Source organism: Collinsella ihumii, assembly GCF_900046475.1.
In the GTDB taxonomy this organism is placed as follows: domain Bacteria; phylum Actinomycetota; class Coriobacteriia; order Coriobacteriales; family Coriobacteriaceae; genus Collinsella; species Collinsella ihumii.
Map to the genome: position 1 here is coordinate 208,834 of NZ_FCOU01000012.1, position 18,011 is coordinate 226,844.

General features: G+C 64.1%; 14 protein-coding genes and 1 pseudogene. 12 read left to right on the top strand and 3 right to left on the bottom strand.

Annotation, left to right across the window (positions count from 1 at the left end; all coding sequences use genetic code 11):
- Positions 1 to 144: 144 nt before the first annotated feature.
- The 7 genes and pseudogenes from ilvD to BN3789_RS13535 form a co-directional block, all read left to right on the top strand.
- A complete protein-coding gene (gene ilvD / locus BN3789_RS10070; protein WP_066833868.1) occupies positions 145 to 1,809 on the top strand; it encodes a dihydroxy-acid dehydratase in 1,665 nt (554 codons plus the stop codon).
- Entirely contained in the window at positions 1,806 to 3,872 is a 2,067-nt protein-coding gene (ilvB, locus tag BN3789_RS10075; protein WP_324608436.1) for a biosynthetic-type acetolactate synthase large subunit, read from the top strand. The genes ilvD and ilvB overlap by 4 nt, the downstream gene beginning before the upstream one ends.
- Entirely contained in the window at positions 3,869 to 4,360 is a 492-nt protein-coding gene (gene ilvN / locus BN3789_RS10080; RefSeq protein WP_229254328.1) for an acetolactate synthase small subunit, read from the top strand. The genes ilvB and ilvN overlap by 4 nt, the downstream gene beginning before the upstream one ends.
- 84 nt (positions 4,361 to 4,444) lie before the next feature.
- Positions 4,445 to 5,440 (top strand): ketol-acid reductoisomerase, encoded by a 996-nt coding sequence (gene ilvC, locus BN3789_RS10085; RefSeq protein WP_066833871.1) that lies wholly within the window; start codon positions 4,445 to 4,447, stop codon positions 5,438 to 5,440.
- A gap of 584 nt (positions 5,441 to 6,024) precedes the next feature.
- A complete protein-coding gene (locus tag BN3789_RS10090; protein ID WP_161939006.1) occupies positions 6,025 to 6,792 on the top strand; it encodes an N-acetylmuramoyl-L-alanine amidase family protein in 768 nt (255 codons plus the stop codon).
- 494 nt (positions 6,793 to 7,286) lie between these two features.
- A complete protein-coding gene (locus tag BN3789_RS10095; RefSeq protein WP_066833879.1) occupies positions 7,287 to 8,486 on the top strand; it encodes a DUF6429 family protein in 1,200 nt (399 codons plus the stop codon).
- A gap of 270 nt (positions 8,487 to 8,756) precedes the next feature.
- Positions 8,757 to 8,954 (top strand): annotated as a pseudogene (locus BN3789_RS13535) (nucleotidyltransferase family protein); the annotation flags it as partial.
- Between the two features lie 105 nt (positions 8,955 to 9,059).
- Here BN3789_RS13535 and BN3789_RS10100 read toward each other — a convergent pair.
- Together BN3789_RS10100 and BN3789_RS10105 are read right to left on the bottom strand one after the other, a co-directional pair.
- Entirely contained in the window at positions 9,060 to 9,737 is a 678-nt protein-coding gene (locus BN3789_RS10100) for a retron system putative HNH endonuclease (RefSeq protein ID WP_066833882.1), read from the bottom strand.
- Complete coding sequence (locus BN3789_RS10105; RefSeq protein WP_066833885.1) at positions 9,715 to 11,061, bottom strand: AAA family ATPase; 1,347 nt, start codon at positions 11,059 to 11,061, stop codon at positions 9,715 to 9,717. The genes BN3789_RS10100 and BN3789_RS10105 overlap by 23 nt, the downstream gene beginning before the upstream one ends.
- A 595-nt stretch (positions 11,062 to 11,656) precedes the next feature.
- Between BN3789_RS10105 and BN3789_RS10110 the strand changes: the two genes are divergently transcribed.
- The 5 genes from BN3789_RS10110 (at position 11,657) to BN3789_RS13375 (ending at position 13,925) form a co-directional block, all read left to right on the top strand.
- Positions 11,657 to 11,953, top strand: coding sequence for a helix-turn-helix domain-containing protein (locus tag BN3789_RS10110; protein WP_066833888.1), 297 nt, complete (start codon positions 11,657 to 11,659; stop codon positions 11,951 to 11,953).
- A gap of 15 nt (positions 11,954 to 11,968) precedes the next feature.
- Positions 11,969 to 12,169 (top strand): hypothetical protein, encoded by a 201-nt coding sequence (locus BN3789_RS13050; protein ID WP_187119148.1) that lies wholly within the window; start codon positions 11,969 to 11,971, stop codon positions 12,167 to 12,169.
- A gap of 50 nt (positions 12,170 to 12,219) precedes the next feature.
- Positions 12,220 to 13,077: an IS3 family transposase gene (locus BN3789_RS13055; RefSeq protein ID WP_229254344.1), complete on the top strand. Its 858-nt coding sequence runs from the start codon at positions 12,220 to 12,222 to the stop codon at positions 13,075 to 13,077.
- 404 nt (positions 13,078 to 13,481) lie between these two features.
- A complete protein-coding gene (locus tag BN3789_RS13370) occupies positions 13,482 to 13,616 on the top strand; it encodes a hypothetical protein (RefSeq protein WP_267872878.1) in 135 nt (44 codons plus the stop codon).
- Between the two features lie 183 nt (positions 13,617 to 13,799).
- A complete protein-coding gene (locus BN3789_RS13375) occupies positions 13,800 to 13,925 on the top strand; it encodes a hypothetical protein (protein WP_267872879.1) in 126 nt (41 codons plus the stop codon).
- A 126-nt stretch (positions 13,926 to 14,051) separates the two neighbouring features.
- Here the strand turns inward: BN3789_RS13375 and dnaE are convergent, their stop codons facing one another.
- A complete protein-coding gene (dnaE, locus tag BN3789_RS10120) occupies positions 14,052 to 17,858 on the bottom strand; it encodes a DNA polymerase III subunit alpha (protein WP_066833892.1) in 3,807 nt (1,268 codons plus the stop codon).
- Positions 17,859 to 18,011: the final 153 nt, after the last annotated feature.

An 18,011-nucleotide genomic window follows, 5' to 3' on the forward strand; every position in this document is an offset into this window, starting at 1 on the left:
GCGTATCGGCGGACGGGCGATCCCCGCATCCGCATGAGACGCAAGTACGCCGCGCCGGAAGCCACCGTGACAGGCATCCTTGCAGGGTAGCACCTCCGTCTTCGCACATCCTGGTATCCAACACTGCGATAGCGAGGGGGACGGATGCAACTGAGAAGCGATGCCATCAAGAAGGGGCTGGCGCGAGCGCCCCACAGAAGCCTTCTGAAAGCCGACGGGTTGACCGACGAGGAGCTCGAGCGACCGCTCGTCGCGGTCGTGTCCGCCCAAAACGAAGTGATCCCCGGCCATATCCACCTGCAGCAGATCGCCGACGCCGTCAAGGCGGGCGTACGGCTCGCAGGCGGAACGCCGCTGCAGGTCAACACCATCGGCGTGTGCGACGGCATCGCCATGAACCATGAGGGCATGCGCTACTCCCTCACGAGCCGCGAGGTCATCGCCGACTCGGTCGAATGCGCCATCCAGGGCCACCAGTTCGACGCCATGGTCCTCATCCCCAGCTGCGACAAGATCGTCCCCGGCATGCTTATCGCCGCGTGCCGCCTGAACATCCCCACCATGCTCGTCTCCGGCGGCCCCATGCTCGCCGGGCGCGACAAGTGCGGCAACCAGACCGACCTGAACACCCTGTTCGACGCCGTGGGCCAGGTCACCGCCGGCACCATGACGCCCGAGGAGTGCGCATGGCTCGAGAACACCGCCTGCCCCACCTGCGGCAGCTGCTCGGGCATGTTCACCGCGAACTCCATCTGCTGCCTCGCCGAGGCGCTGGGCCTGGCCCTTCCCGGCAACGGCACCGTGCCCGCGGTCTTCTCCGAGCGCATCCGCCTGGCCAAGCGCACGGGCATGAAGGTGATGGATCTTCTCGAAAAGGGCATCCGCGCCCTCGACATCATCAACGAGGCCTCCGTCTACAACGGCATGGTGCTAGACATGGCCTTCGGCGGCTCCACGAACACGATGCTGCACCTCACGGCCATCGCGCACGCGGCGGGCTGCCCCGTGACGATGGAGGACTGGGACCGCGTGTCCGACAAGACCCCGAACATCGTGCGCATCGCGCCGGCAGGCCCGCTGCACATCGAGGACCTGAACGCCGTGGGCGGCATCCCCGCCATCATCGGCGTGCTCGGCCGCGCGGGGCTGCTGCGCGAGGAGGCCTGCACGTGCCACGGGTGCATGAGGGACTGGATCGAGGCGTGCCCCGAGCCCGACGGCGAGATCGTCCGCACCGTCGAGAACGCCTACTCCCCCATCGGCGGCCTCAAGGTCGTGCGCGGCAACCTCGCGCCCGACTGCGGCGTCGTCAAGCGCAGCGCCTGCGCGCCCGAGATGTACAGGCACTCCGGCCCCGCCCGCGTCTTCGATTCCGAGGAGACCGCCTGCGAGGCCATCCTCGGCGGCAAGATCAACCCCGGCGACGTCGTGGTCATCCGCTACGAGGGACCCGCCGGCGGCCCGGGCATGCGCGAGATGCTCACGCCCACGAGCGTCATCTGCGGCATGGGCCTCGACAAGTCCGTGGCGCTCATCACCGACGGCCGCTTCTCCGGCGCGAGCAAGGGCCCGTGCATCGGGCACGTGAGCCCCGAGGCCGCAGCGAGCGGCCCCATCGCGCTGATCCAGGAAGGCGACATCATCGATATCGACATCGAGGCGGGCAAGCTCGACGTTCGCCTGTCCGACGACGAGCTCGAGGCGCGCCGTGCCGCATGGCAGCCGCCCGCGCCCAAGTACACCACCGGCGTGCTCTCGCGCTACGCGAAGCTCGTCACCAGCGCAGACAAGGGGGCGTACCTCTCATGACGAACAGCACCATGCCCCTGGCGGGCAGCCCGCGAACGCCAGACATGCCCGACGACATCCGCCAGCACCGCTGCTCGAGCGCCAGCGGCGCAGCGCACGTCACCGACATGAGCCGCGAGGCGAGGCTCGCCCGCAAGGCGCGCGCCATCTCCGGCGAGCCCTTCGGCCCGGGCAGCGGCACCGAGCACGAGGGCAAGACCATGACCGGCGCGCAGGCCATCATCGCGAGCCTCGAGGCCGAGGGCGTCGACACGGTTTTCGGCTACCCCGGCGGCCAGGCCATCAAGATGTACGACGCGCTGTACGACTCGACCAAGATCCGCCACATCCTCGCCCGCCACGAGCAGGGTGCGGTCCACGAGGCGGACGGCTACGCGCGCGCGACCGGTCGCGTGGGCGTGGTCCTGGTGACGAGCGGCCCGGGCGCCACGAACACGGTCACGGGCATCGCCACCGCCTACATGGACTCCGTGCCGCTCGTGGTCATCTCCGGCCAGGTCACGCGCGGCGTCATCGGCACCGACGCCTTCCAGGAGGCCGACATCGTGGGCATCACCATGCCCGTGGTCAAGCACAGCTTCCTGCTGCAGTCCAACGACGACCTCACGCGCACGTTCCGCGAGGCGTTCTACATCGCCTCGACGGGGCGCCCGGGTCCCGTGCTGATCGACATCCCGAGCGACCTCGCCGGCGAGCAGATGGTCTTCCACTACCCGGACAAGATCGATATCCCCAGCTACCGACCCACGTACAAGGGCAACGCCAAGCAGGTGCGCCAAGCGGTCGAGCTCATCGCCCACAGCACCCGCCCGCTGCTTCTGGTCGGCGGCGGCTGCGTGACGAGCCATGCGTGCGACGAGGTCGTCGAGCTCGCCGAGACCATGCAGATCCCCGTGGTCACCACGCTGATCGGCAAGGCGGCCGTCCCCTGCTCCAACCCGCTGAACCTCGGGCCCGTGGGCATGCACGGCTCCAAGTACGCCAACATGGCCATGACCGAGTGCAACCTCATCATCGCCGTGGGCGCGCGCTTCTCCGACCGCGTGACCGGCAAGCTCTCCGAGTTCGCGCCGCACGCCAAGGTCATCCACATCGATATCGACCCCGCCGAGATCGGCAAGGTCCGCGACCCGCAGGTCCCCATCGTGGGCGATGCGCGCGTGGTCGTCGCCGCCATCAACGAGCGCATCGCCAAGGTGGGCGCCGAGCCGGTCTCCGACGAATGGGTCCGGACCTGCTACGAATGGCGTGAGCGCTGGCCGTTCTACACGACCGACTTCGCCGACTACCCGGACCGCATCGCCCCCGAGATCGTGCTCGAGAAGCTCTCCGCCAAGCTCGACCCGCACGCCAGCGTCGTCACCACCGAGGTCGGCCAGCACCAGATGTGGGCGCACCAGCACATCCATCGCGAGGAGTCGCGCACGTTCATCTCGAGCGGCGGCCTGGGCACCATGGGCTTCGGGTTCCCCGCGGCCATCGGCGCCAAGATCGGGCGCCCGGACGCGCAGGTCGTCTGCATCGCGGGCGACGGCAGCATCCAGATGAACATCCAGGAGATGGCCACCGCCATCGGCAACGGCGTGGCGGTCAAGGTCCTGCTGATCGACAACAACGCGCTGGGCATGGTCCACCAGTGGCAGCGCCTGTTCTACCACGAGCGCTACTCGTGCACCGAGTTCACGGCGAACCCCGATTTCGTCAAGCTGGCCGAGGCCTACGGCTGGCAGGGCGAGCGCATCAACCATCCCGACCAGGTCGACGCGGCGCTCGACCGCATGCTCGCATCCGAGGGCCCCTACCTGCTCGACGTGGTCATCCCCACCAACCAGACCGTCTACCCCATGGTCGCCCCGGGTGCCGCCATCGATGACATCATCGGCGCCATCGACGTGACGCTCGGAGGCGTGCGCGTGACCGAGAAGGGCATGAGCCCCGCCGGCAAGACCGCGGGCACCGTGGCCGAGCCCCTGCCGTTATCCGACACCGACGCCGACACGCGCGTGGCGGGCGCCACCGCCGGCTTCGTTGCGGACGAATCGGGCAAGAAAGGAGGCGAGTGACCGTGAAGTACATCCTGTCGGTCCTCGTTGAGAACAAGCCGGGCGTCCTCTCGCGCGTCACCGGCCTCATCTCCCGCCGCGGCTTCAACATCGACTCGCTCACCGTCGCGCCCACCGAGGACGTCACGATGAGCCGCATGACCATCATCGTCGAGGCGGACGAGGTGGGCTACGAGCAGATCACCAAGCAGCTGCACAAGCTCGTCTCCGTCTACAAGATCTCGGACCTCACGTTCGAGGACGCCATCGAGCGCGAGCTCGTGCTGTTCAAGGTCATCGCGACCCCCGACCGGCGCCACGAGATCATCGAGATCGCCAACATCTTCCGCGCCAACATCGTCGATGTGGGCAAGAACTCGCTCACGGTCGAGGCCACCGGCACCCAGAGCAAGCTGGACGCCATGGAGGATCTCTTCCGCAGCTACGGCATCCGCCAGCTCACCCGCACCGGCAAGATCGCGATGAGCCGCGGCGCCCGCGACTCATAGGCCCGGACCGCGCCCGCGGCGCTTTTGCGACGGGCGCGGCGCATCACCAGGTAACACCAGCCACCAACCTTAAGGAGAACAACCATGGCTGTTACGATCTATTACGAGAGCGACTGCGATCCCAAGGTCATCCAGGACAAGAAGATCGCCATCATCGGCTACGGCTCTCAGGGCCACGCCCATGCGCTCAACCTGCTCGATTCGGGCTGCGACGTGCGCGTCGGCCTGCGCGAGGGCTCCAGCTCCTGGGCGAAGGCCGAGGAGGCCGGCCTCAAGGTCTGCGACATGGACACCGCTGCCGAGGAAGCCGACATCATTATGATGCTCGTTCCCGACGAGACCCAGCCCAAGGTCTACGAGGACCACATCGCCGCACACTTGAAGCCCGGCGACACCCTGGCCTTCGCCCATGGCTTCAACATCCACTTCGGCTACATCAAGGCCCCCGAGGACGTGAACGTCATCATGTGCGCGCCCAAGGGCCCCGGCCACATCGTGCGCCGCCAGTTCGTCGAGGGCTCCGGCGTGCCCGATCTGGCCTGCGTGGCGCAGGACGCAACCGGCAACGCCTGGGATATCGCGCTCGCCTACTGCTGGGGCGTGGGCGGTGCCCGCTCCGGCATCATCAAGGCCACCTTCAAGGAGGAGACCGAGGAGGACCTGTTCGGCGAGCAGGCCGTGCTCTGCGGCGGCCTCGTCGAGCTCGTCAAGGCCGGCTTCGAGACCCTGACCGAGGCGGGCTATCCGCCCGAGCTCGCGTACTTCGAGTGCTACCACGAGATGAAGATGATCGTCGACCTCATGTACGAGAGCGGCATCCACTTCATGAACTACTCCATCTCCAACACGGCGGAGTACGGCGAGTACTACGCCGGCCCGAAGGTCATCAACGAGGAGAGCCGTGCGGCCATGAAGCAGATCCTGGCGCGTATCCAGGACGGCTCCTTCGCCCAGGAGTTCGTGGACGACTGCGCCAACGGCCACAAGTGGCTGCTCGAGCAGCGCGAGAAGATCAACGAGCACGAGATCGAGAAGACCGGCGAGAAGATCCGCTCCATGTTCAGCTGGATCAAGAAGTAGGGCTCTGAGGCAGCCTGATCGTTGATGCGGGCGCCCCTTCCAGCAGGAGGGGCGCCCGCTTTTGTGCGTGTGTTTGCAAGCTCGGGCGCCTGGGAGACCGCGCCGTGCGGTATAGATTTCGGTTCGTGGTCAATTTAGCCATCGAACCGGGTTTTTGATGGCGCGCGACGTGCGCTGGGGGTGCTGGAGCCTCGGATTATGGCCGGTTTGGCCGTTGTCGGGACCCATCTGCTCGCTTCACAGGTGACTTCTAAGCTATGTCCCACCGCCGGAACGACGAGATGCAATATTATATGTTGTTTCCGCAACCCATCCGTCCCGGTTCGATGGGTAAATTGACCACGAACTGAAATGTATAGGGATGTCAGTCGAGGTCGCAGCTGTTTGCGATGTACCAAAAGCCATCACACTTGATGCACTCGCTCGCGGTTACCGATGAAAAGCGCATGACGTGAGCCCGAGCGGGGCACCGGGCGCTCACTATAATGTGGGTGGGGCGCAATGACGAACACCCCCGCATGCCATGCTCAGAGGAAGGAGCACATATGCAAAGAAAGGGCTTTTGCCGAGGCCTGAGGACACGCTTGCTTCGCGGCGTTGCCATCGCGTGCGCGGCAGCGATGATGATCGCACCGAGCGTCGCCACGGCCGCGCCCCAGAACGGCTGGGACGAGGTGGGCGGCGAGCGCTACTGGTACGACGACGGCGTCATGGCCCGAGACAAGCAGGTCTATGACCCCGGGACGGACGCCTGGTACTGGTTCGACGCCGACGGCACGATGGCCCGCGACAAGGACGTGTTCATCCCGGTTTCCAACGAGGACCGCTCCCGCGGCAAGTGGGTGCGCTACGACGCGGACGGCCACATGGTCAAGGGCGAGGACTTCCGCTACGGCGGCTGGTACTACTTCGACCCCGTGACCGGCGAGATGGCAAAGGGCTTTGCCTACATTCCGGGCCAGAACAAGTGGTCGTTCTACGATCGAACCACTGGGAAAATGCTCTACGGCGAGCAGGCGATTGACGGCGGCTGGTACTATCTGGACGATTTCACGGGAGCCGTGCACTACGGTTGGAAGGACCTGCCCGGCAAGCGCGTGTACTACGACACCACCACCGGACGCATGGTCTATGGCTGGCAGAACATCGGCGGAACGTCCTACTACTTCGATCCCGCAACCGGTGCTCTGCAGCAAGGCGAGCCTGTGGTAGAAACGGTATATGTCACCCCGAACGGACGCAAGTTCCACCGCGCATCGTGCCCCACGACCTCCGGTCACAGCACGAGCGCCCTATCGCGAGCCGATGCCGTCGCAGCGGGTTACGAGGCATGCAGGGTCTGCAAGCCGTAGCACCGATCAACACGCTCAGCGTCACCTCGCAAGCGCGGGCCCCGATGGCTGCCATCGGGGCCCGCGCTTTTCTATACGGTCAGGGCGCCGATGCGCCAGCTTGTAATCCCGCTTGTTTCCAAAGTGGCTAAATTGTTCTATTATGCTGTCAGTCGGGTCTGCTCAAGTAGTCCGTTATAGCTGCTGTGTCTATATTGACCATCTGAATTGTGAGGATCGAGGCCCTCACCGCCTCAAATCTGCCCTGTAAGAGGGATATGCGGTGCCGGAAGCGAGCTCTGCGCCTTCCGCGCGGTAATCGCAACAGCAAAATAGTAATTTCTAGCCACAAATCCCGATAGCAGGTCCTAAGCTGGCGCACCGAAGGATGACCTGCCGGCATCATGCAACATTCCCGCAGACCGCCCGCGCTGTGCTGCCCAGCCCAGCCTCAACAAGAGCGCGCATTCTGGGTACAAACTAGCCAACGGCGGCGCCCGGACCGAGGAGGCACTATGACCGCAAAGCACACCGACCCGCCCATGGACGGGGATGACTTCGAGCAGATGGTGATCGAGGCGCTGACGCTCGCACTTCTACGTCTGACCTGCTGGAAAGAAGGCAAAGGCGAGTTCTCTTACTACCGCGCGTGGAAGGGATACGATTTCGGTACGCTCGACGCCCTGCAGGAGCAGGGCTTCGTTGCGTTCGAGCGTAGAAACAAGTCGCTCGAGCTCACCGACGACGGCTTCTTCTTCGGCGACGTCTTCGCCGCGCGCTTTGGCATGGCGCTTTCAGAAGCCCTGAACGGCACGCCGCACCCGGGGCACGAAGACGCACCTTCTCCTTCCGGCTTCAGCGTGGTGGACGGCGGACTTGACGACGGCAGCGCCACGCCGACGCCATCCGGAACGCACTCCCCCTTCGACGTCGCCGATGGCATGCCTCCTGCGGCTTTCGCCCCCTTCGTCCCCGCACACGACATGCCCGGAGCAGCCTCTGGTGCCCCCATGCCATATGGAATCCCCCTGGCAGACATGGCAGACCGCCCGACCTTCGACCCCACGGAAGGCCGTCGCGACAACGATACGCGCGCGTTCCGCCTGCGCATCGACCTCGATCTGGGAAGCTTGCACCCGTGCTGGCGAGAAATCGAGATCCCGGCGACCTGCACGTTTCTCGATCTCCACATCGCGATCCAGCGCATCTTCAACTGGTACGACGAGCATCTGTTCAGCATACGAGCCACCGCGCGCGGCCAGAAGCTGTGGATCGATGAGGCCTCGTTCGCCGGCTCCATGTTCGATCCGTTCGCGCCACCCGAGTGCGCAGTGGTGGAAGCCAGCCGCATCCAGCTGGGCGACGTGTTCCCCAAGACACGCACCGCGCAGTACCTCTACGATTTCGGCGACGGCTGGGAACACAAGATCAAGGTGGTCAAGACCATGGCGAAAAGCTCTCTGCACGCACCACGCCTGCTCGACGGCGAAGGCGATGCACCGCCGGAGGATGTGGGCGGGCCCGGCGGATTCGAGCATTTCCTCGAAGCCGTGTCGGACAGAAAGCATCCCGAGCACGACAGCGTGCTCGCATGGGCGGAATCACAGATGGCCCACCCGTTCGATTTGGTGGAGAAGCAGCAGGAGCTGATCAAGTCCTGGAAAGGCGACCGTGCACTTTGGGCTCAGAACCTAGCGGAAGGACGAAGCGAGTAACGATGCTCCCCGGCGCCGAGCGACGGCACCGGGGAGCCGTGTTTTTAGGGACATCTGCTATCCGAATCGAGCATCCTTACAGCAAAGCGCCAGGACCTCTATCGCTATGCCGAGGTAACGCATGTCCTGTATGCAGGTCCGAACGGGCGACATGACGGAGAAGGAGGTTTTATCATGGACGAGGTGCTTACGCCCTGCGAATTGAGCGAGATCACAACTCCCTTGCTCAAGCACCACAGACTCAAGGCGACGCTCTAGTTTGGATCATATGCTCGCGGGGAGGCAACGCCGGAGCCGGACATCGAGCTCATCATCGACGGCGGCCCGTCATTTCGTCCACTAAACATATACGCCCTGGGAGAAATCCTCCGCGAACAAACGGGGAAACGCGTCGATGTGTTTGAGATATCAGAGCTGAACGAAGGCACCTTTAAACAGGAAGCGCCAGCCGAAGGGGTGGAGCTGTGAAGAAAAGCGACGCATATCGGATCTCCCGTATTATCGAGCTGGGAGATTTGCAACATAAAGACGCATGCGCCGCTGTTCCCGTAACGCGTACGCGACGAGCCGTCATCAACCGACCCGTCGAAGCCTCTTCTGCATGAAATAGATAACGATACCATCGAAAGGTATCCTTGCTTCGGGATTGGCGAGATGCTCGTCAATATAGTCTCGGCAAAAGGACGTGACAGCGCCCACGCCCCGCCGCTTTTCTACAGCTTGAAGTTTCCGGGCAAGCTGGCGATAAGCCTCATTCCGATTTCGCTTCAGAAGTTCTTGGTTGAGGTTGAGGGTCGTCTGCACATCTCTACCGATTCGTGGATCATCCGCAGATATTTTCCCATCACGGCCATAGTGAATGCTGCTGAGGGTCTCGTGTTTGAGAGGGTTCACCGTGAGAGGTGCGTTACCTCGCGCCCTGTCACACGTTAGGCCCGCAGCATTGCCTCGAAAACCGTCGCACACCGCCAGCAGATTCTTGTAGTCAACCGAGTTCCGGTCATCGCTACCGGCCCCGGCGCTTTGAGGAACGATATGCTCTACATGAGCCGAATCCTCATCTATCCTGCCTGTACAGTACGCGCACAAACCGCCTTGCTCTTTCAGCAAGCAGCGCAGAACGGCCCTGTGCTCGTACCCATCAAGCGATTCCCAGCTCAGCGTCGTATTCGGCGTCGCCTTGATACGCCGAATAGCGTCTATAAGCTCATTTGGGACAGGGCCCTTATCAATTGGCAACATAATGCGCATCGGCCTCCTCGAGCGCCAGGGCGGTCTGTGCACCTACAAAGGCCGTATCGTCCCTGCCAATCTGCCGTTCAAGCTCGCCTAGCAGCTGGCGAGATCGATCGAAATCCCCGTCATCGAGCTCGTCGTAGAACATATCGAGAAGATCTTGGACTTCCCGAGGGCGCTCGGGGGCTCCCATCACGGACAGCAGCACGCGCCCGGTATCGCTCCCGTAGATCTCGGTGTTGAGCTGTTTGGCCTCTGCGCCCCCATCCAGCACGCGAATATGCCTAGCGCGGACGGACGAAATAACAACTGGCGCATGCGTCGTCACGATAAACTGGATATTGGGAAATGTCCGGCGCAAATCCCCAAGTATCCTCGCTTGCCAAAGAGGATGAAGGTGTAGATCAACCTCGTCGATTAGCACCACGCCAGAGGTGTCCAAGACATCGGATCCAAGCTGCGGATTCAATATCGCCATCCGATAGGCGATATCCGCAACCATGCTCAGCGTCGTGCGATACCCGTCGCTCAGACTGTTCATGGGCATGCGGTGAACCGTATCGTCGGGATCAACGTACTCGATTTCCAGATCATCGGCATCAAAGCTGTACGTGACACGTACCCTGTCGCGCCCGGCAATCGATTTGAAGCAATCCCCCACCGCCTTGCGCACGGCGGCAAACAGAGGGCTTTCCCCTTCCTTCGCATAGCTCTGAGCACGCTGAACATCAGAAGCTGTCATCTTGAAGAACCAGGTGAGCATCTGATCAGAACTCACGCGAGCGTCCAGCGCCCCCTTGTAACCATCCAAACGCGTAAACGCTTGTCGGCGGTTGTCGCCAAACCCCTTGCCACCTGCCCAAAGGCGATCGGTTCCATAATATGCTATCAGGGGCAGGACGAGCGAGGCATCCCCATTCTGGACGCGCTCGAGAAGGTGCCTAGCGGCATGTATCATGTTGTTCGCTTCGGAGTATGTCGTTTTTCCATCGGAAGAAGCGAGGCTACGAGACCAGGAAATCTTGTCCGTGGAACCCCGCTCGCCCATCAGGCCCTCGGCATATACCGAGACGGGATACTGACCTTGAAAATCAAGGGCCTCGCCGAGCTCGTGGGCGGCGATGCGCGCATCGCTGCGCTCGATGAGCCTTTGCTCGGAATGGGCCAGCGGAAAGAAAAACGTTCCCAACGCCACGCACGCCGCTTCGAGAACGGAGGACTTGCCGGCACCGTTATCGCCAACGAGCACGGTCAGATGCTCGTCAAAATCGACAGTATACTGCTCAAACTGATGGAAATTCGTCAGCTCGAGCCTATCAAGTCGAATTTCAAACGCCATGGCATCTCCTAGGTAGCCCGCAGTGGAAACACGTGTACATCGTATCGCATTATTTGTGACAGGCGAACCGTGTTGCTGGCTCTGGATCATACGAGTAGCAACCCGATTAGGTACCGCCGGCAAGATCGAACGGCACCGCGAATCGGCTCCCGCAGTGCCGCCCGTACAATCCGTTGCAGGGGCGCCCGAAGGGCAAACGACGCAAAACGGAAAGGGGCTGGCGTCCACATGTATTTGATACTGGAAGGCCCGTGACGCGTATCGGCGCATCAGGACCTGTGTGGCGCGCGACCTCCAGTAGGCAGCCAGACGCCGAGTGGAGGCTGCGCAGCGAATAATTGCTGATTAATCGACGTTGTAGACGGATTGATTCGGAACGTGCGGACAACCGCACCCGCCGCGAAGTCATTACCTGCAGAAACGATGAGCCTACAGGTGCCGTTTCGCCCGGGATCGGATTTCACCCGCATACAACGTCGATTTTTCAGCAATATCAGCGCGTCGAGCCTCCACTGGGGGCCCTGTGGGCGGCGCAGAGACGACGGGGATGCGGACAAAAAGTTGGACACCCGCGGGTGTCCGGATTGGAGTCCGAATGTACCCCAAGGAGACCAGGGAGCTCGCCCTCGAGGCGCTGCGGCTCGGGTTCAGCGTCCGCGAGGCCGCCGAGCTCGCCGGCTGCAGCCGGCGGTCCGTCCGCACGTGGCGCGCGAAGGTCGCCGGGCCCCGCCCGCGCAAGGCTCCGGTATACTTGCCCCTCGAGAGGAAGATGGAGCTCGTCGCCCGCTACGAGGCGGGCGAGCGCGCCGCCGACCTCGCCGACATCCGCACCGGAATCCGGGCAGAGCTCCCGGGCCGCGGGGTCGGCGACCGGGCCTCCGGCGAGTCGTAGGGCACGCCCTTGGCCATGAGCAGGCTCCGCGAGGTGGGCGGCTGGCGCTGCTGGTACGACGACGGGGTCATGGCCCGGGCCCCGGAGCCCGCCGAGCCGCCCTCGGAGCTGGAGGCCCTCAGGGCCCGCTGCGAGGAGCTGGAGCTGGAGAACGCGATACTGGCCGGCACGGTCGAGATACTAAAAAAGGCCCAGGCGCCGACCCGTCCGCCCTGACGGCGGCGGAGCGGGCGGCGCTGGCTGAGTCCCTCAGGGGCCGGTTCGGGCTGCCGCGCGTGCTCGCGGCGCTCTCTCTGCCCAGGAGCACGTTCTACCACCGCCTCTCGCGCGCCGCGGCGGACCGCGACGCCGGCATCAAGGCCCCCGAGGACGAGGAGTTCCGGGCCTCCGGGGGCCGCTACGGCTACCGGCGCGCGCACGCCGCGCTGCGGGCCCGCGGCGTCGTCGCCTCCGAGAAGCGCGTGAGGCGCGTCATGCGCGAGGAGGGGCTCGAGGCCGCGAGGCCCCGCCGCCGGCGTTACAGCTCCTACGCCGGCGAGGAGGGGCGCGCGTGCGCCCCGAACCTGCTGCTCGTCGACGCCTCCCGAGACCTGCACGACTTCTCGGCCGCCGCGCCCGGCGAGACCATGGTCACGGACGTCACCGAGTTCAGGCTGCCGGACGACGCGCGCAAGGTCTACCTCAGCCCCGTCATCGACCTCTACGACGGGGACGTCGTGTCCTTCTCGGCCGGCACGAGCCCCTCCAAGGCGCTCGTCTCGGAGATGCTCGCGGGGGCCGTGGCCGCCGCGGGAGGGGGCTTCACCCTGCACTCCGACCGCGGCTGGCACTACCGCACCCCCGACTGGGTCGCCGCCTGCGGGTCGGCGGGCGTGACGAGGTCGATGTCGCGGAGGGGCCACTCGCCCGACAACGCCGCCTGCGAGGGCTTCTTCGGCAGGCTGAAGGTCGAGTTCTTCCACGGCAGGGACTGGTCGGGCTGGAGGGCGGAGGAGTTCATCGCGGAGCTCTCCTCGTACATCCGCTGGTACCGGGAGGGCCGGCTGAAGGCCTTCCGGGAGGGCGGCCGGACGGTGTACGATACGATCAGGGGCCGAAGGGAGCGGCTCGGGCCGGCCGCCTAGGCCTGTCCAGGAAATCGTCCGCATCCCCCACCACGGTCCAATTGGCCGAAATCGCCTGCGTTATTCGCCGTCCCCGTCTCACCATACCAGGCCATTTACAAGGGTAAATGTTCTTGGAAGGCGATCGTTTCCGCGCAGGTCATCGGCACCGCGGGGCGCACCTCTTTACGTACGCGATGCCCCGCGTCTTCACGTTCTCATCTCATTGCAGCGGCAACCATCACGCCTCCGACACAAATGCACGGTTCCGCGAAGACGCATGGAGGTACACAGATCCCCGATTACTGCACTTTGCTGATATGGGCTCGTGGCAAATCGCGCCATGGTATTATCGACCCACGCTCGACGGCTGTTCTGCGTGCTAGGCAGCGCTCATTCCCTGATGAAGGGAGGTGAACCTGCCCATGGATCTGGTAATTGAGCTCGTGAAGCTCCTGACCGCATTGGTCGGACTCGCGGTGGCGATTGCCGGTGCCGTGCCCGCGCGTAGGCGCAACGTGCCGTATAAACAGGCGAAGAGCCGAAAGCGGAAACGCTAACGGCTCTGAACTGTAACAACGGCGCTGCCTAAACTCCCGAACGTAGGCTGCCGTCGAGCTACAGTGTACCCCATCGCATCGCTGATGCGGCCGCCATTCGGGGAAAACTTCTGAACACGCTCATGACTTAACGGCCAAATGCAGCAACGCGCTGACGCGTCCAACCATTGGAGACGGGCTCAGATGGCTGAGCTCGTGAAACTCCTGACCTCGCTGGTCGGACTCGCGGCGGCGATTGCCGGTGCCGTGCCGGCGCGTAGGCGCAACGTGCCGTATAAACAGGCGAAGAGCCGCAAGCGGAAACGCTAACGGCTCTGAACTGTAACAACGGCGCTGCCTAAGTTCCCCAACGTAGGCCGCCGTCGAACCACAGTCTACCCCATCGCACCGCGCCATCGCAAGAACAACGAACCCACTCGGGACAACAACATCCCCCTACACCACGGTCACGCGTCCTCGGCTGCCGACGATGCCCTTGACCTCGGCGAGCAGCGGGATGCTGCGCGCGTTCACCCGCGTGGGGATTTCAGCGCGCATGGTCTGACCGTCGTTTTGCTCGATAAAGAGCTCCACGCGGTCGCCGCCCGGGTTCGTGGACAGGATCGTCGCCAGGCGCGCCATGTTGCCCTGGGAGAAGCGTGCGCTCGGCACCATGATCTCAAACACCTTCGGACGGTTGTTCTCCTCGGAAAGCTCGAGCGGCAGGATCTCCTGCGCGATGATCTGGTCGCCGCGGTCGGAGCGCTCCAGCTTGCCGCGCACGCGGATGAACGCATCGGAGAGCACCGCACCCGTCTCCGGATCAGTCTCGCCGTAGAGACAGCCTTCGGCTTCCTTGTAGGTCTTGGGGAACACCACGACCGTGGCCTCGCCCTCCATGTCCTCCATGCGCACGATTGCCATGGGATCGCCGTTTTTGGTCACGCGCTTGGAGACCTCGGCCACCATGCCGGCGAACCAGAACGGCTTGCCCTCGGGAATCTCCTGGTTGATGGTGCCCTCGCCCGCCGGGTTGGCGGTCTCGAAGCCCGTGTCGATCTGCGACAGCGAGAACTCGCGCGACTTGGCGAGCGCGTACTCGAACGGACGCAGCGGGTGGTCGGACACGTAGATGCCCAGCACGTCGCGCTCGGCGGAGAGCTTCATGTGGCGGTCCCACTCCTGGCCGTCCGGCTCGGGCACGACGACCTCGAAGCCCGACCCCTCCACGTCGCCGAACACGTCGAACAGCGACGTCTGGCCGGCTGCGCGGTCCTTCTGGCGCTTGGTCGCCGCGTCGATGATGTTCTCCGGGTTGTTCTTGTCCACGAAGCTCATGAGCTGGCGGCGCGGATAGCCGGTCGAGTCGAACGCGCCCGCCTTGATGAGCGCCTCGATGACGCGGCGGTTCGCCTGGCTCGAGTCCACGCGGTCCACGAAATCGTGCAGGTTCTTGAAGGCGCCTCCGCGCTCGCGCTCGGCGATGATGGCATCGGCCACGCCCTCGCCCACGCCGCGGATGCCGGCCAGACCGAAGCGCACGCCCTCGGACGTCGCCGTGAACTCGCGGCCCGACTCGTTCACGTCAGGCGGCAGGACCGGGATGCCGTCGTGGCGACACGCGGACACGTAGTGCACGATCTTCTCGGTCTTGCCCGTATACGAGGTCAGAACGGCCGCCATGTACTCGTGCGGGTAGTGCGCCTTCAGCCACGCGGTCTGCATGACCAGGATGGCGTAGCCCGCCGAGTGCGACTTGTTGAACGCGTAGGACGCGAACTCCAAAACGTCGTCCCAGATCTTCTGAGCCGTCTCGCGCTTGTAGCCGTTTTTCTCGGCGCCGTTCATCCAGTGGTCGTAGATGGTCTCGTCCTCGCCGTCCGACCAGTTGAAGACCTGCTCGGTGAGCATCTTGATCTTCTTCTTAGCCACCGGCTTGCGGATGCGCGAGTCGGACTCGCCCTTGGAGAAACCGCACATCTCGACCGAGATGTTCATGACCTGCTCCTGGTAGACCATGGTGCCGTAGGTCTCGCCCAGGATATCGTCCAGGCGCGGGTCGTAGGAGACGGCGGGCTCCTTGCCGTTCATGCGGTTGATGTAGGAGGACACCATGCCCGCGCCCAGCGGACCCGGGCGGTACAGGGCGATCAATGCGACGACGTGCTTGTACTCGGTGGGCTTCATGTTCTTGATGGTCGCCGTCATGCCGGCGGACTCGATCTGGAACACGCCCGCCGTGTGGCCGGCCTGCATCAGCTCGAAGATCTTGGGGTCGTCGAAGGGGATCTTGTCCACATCGATGTCGATGTCGAAGTTCTTCTTGATGTTGGCCTTGGCCTTGGAGATGACCGTGAGCGTGCGCAGGCCCAGGAAGTCCATCTTGAGCAGGCCCATGTCCGCGACGGTATGGCCTTCGTACTGGGTGATCTCCACGCCGCCTTTGGTGTCGAGCTTGGTGGGCACGTGCTCGTTCACCGGGTCGCGGCAGATGAGGACGGCACACGCGTGCACGCCCTCGCCGCGCGTGAGGCCCTCGATGGCGAGCGCGGCGTCGATGATGCGCCGGGAGTCGTCGTCTTTCTGATAGGCCTCGGCGAAATCGGGGTTGTACAGGTCCTCCTTGCCCTCGACGCGCGTGAGGACCTGCTTGAGCTTGACGCTCGGGTCGCTCGAGATCATCTTCGACAGGCGCTGGCCCACGTAGACCGGGTAGTCCAGCACGCGCGCGGCGTCGTTGATGGCCTGCTTGGCCTTGATGGTCGAGTAGGTGATGACGTGGGTGACCTTCTCGGGGCCATAGAGCTGTCGCACGTGCTCGATGACCTCGAGGCGCCGCTCATCGTCGAAGTCCATGTCGATATCGGGCATCTCGGAGCGTTCCGGGGAGAGGAACCTCTCGAACATGAGGCCGTTCGACAGCGGGTCGAAGGTGGTGATGTCCATGGCGTAGGCGACCAGCGCGCCGGCGGCCGAGCCACGGCCCGGGCCGACGCCGATGCCGTTTTGCTTGGCCCAGCGCACGTATTCCGCCACGATGAGGAAGTAGGCGGCGAAGCCCTTCTCGCAGATGACCTTGTATTCGTACTCGAAGCGCTCGGACACGTTCACGCCGCCGATGGTTTGCTCGCGCCAGTCGTCTCCGTAGCGCTTGGCGAGGCCCTCCTCGCACTCGCGACGGAACTGGCTCTCGTGCGTCTCACCCTCGTCGAGCAGCGGGTAGCGAGGCAAGATGATCTTGCCCCACTCGAGCTCGACGTTGCACTTGTCCGCGATCTCGACCGTGTTGTCGCACGCCTCCGGGCAGTACGGGAACAGCGCGCGCATCTCCTCCTCGGTCTTCATGTAGAACTCCGAGCCCTGCATGCGCATGCGGTTGGGGTCGTCGACCTTGGAGTTCATGCCGATGCACATCATGATGTCCTGCACCGGCGCGTCGTCGCGCGTGAGATAGTGGAAGTCGTTGGTGGCGATGACCTTGACGCCGACCTGGTTGGCGATGTCGATGAGCTGGCGGTCGAGCTGCTCGTCGGTCAGACCGGAGTCGGTCGTGATGCCGTGCTCCTGGATCTCGATGTAGAAGTTGCCCGGCTCGAACAGGTCACGGAATGTCGTGGCCCACTCGATGGCGCGGTCGAGCTCGCCGCGGTCGATGCACTTGGGGATGATGCCGGCGATGCACGCCGAGCTGGCGATGAGGCCCTCGCGATGGCGGCGCAGGTTGTCGAGCGTCACGCGCGGCTTGTAGTAGAAGCCCTGCACGGCGGCCTCGGAAACCGTCTGCATGAGGTTGATGTAGCCCTGCTCGTTCTGCGCGAACAGCACCATGTGGTACAGTTCGGGCTTATGGTCGCGCGCGAGCGTGTCGTCCGGGGTGAAATACACCTCGCAGCCGAAGATGGGTTTGATCACGAGCGGCGGCTTGGTGGCGTCCAGGTTGCCCGAGCGGTCCCACTCCTCCATGTCGCGCATGTACTGGGCGTAGCCGCGCGGGTTCTTCTCCTGGTCGGGCACCTCGAGCTCGTCGCGACGGCCCTTGGAGAGAAACGACTTGTCGTGGCTCCAGACCTTGTACTCGGGCGTGCTGTGGTTCACGGAGTCGCAGGCAAGTCCGAGCTCCGGCACGCCGTACATGTACCCGTGGTCGGTGATGGCCACGGCGGGCATGCCGAGCTCCACGGCGCGATCGACCATGTCGGAGATGCGCGTCGCGCCGTCGAGCATCGAGTATTCGGTGTGATTGTGCAGGTGGACAAACGCCATACCGATGTGCTCCTTGTTTTCGTCATGTGCTGGAAGCATTGTACCGCAGCGCGCAGACGCGCCCCGAGGCGCACGCCCGCGGTCGCGAGACGCCCACAGGGCCCGTCCCCGACGGCACAAGAAGACGGCGCCCCGGGGATGCCGGAGCGCCGC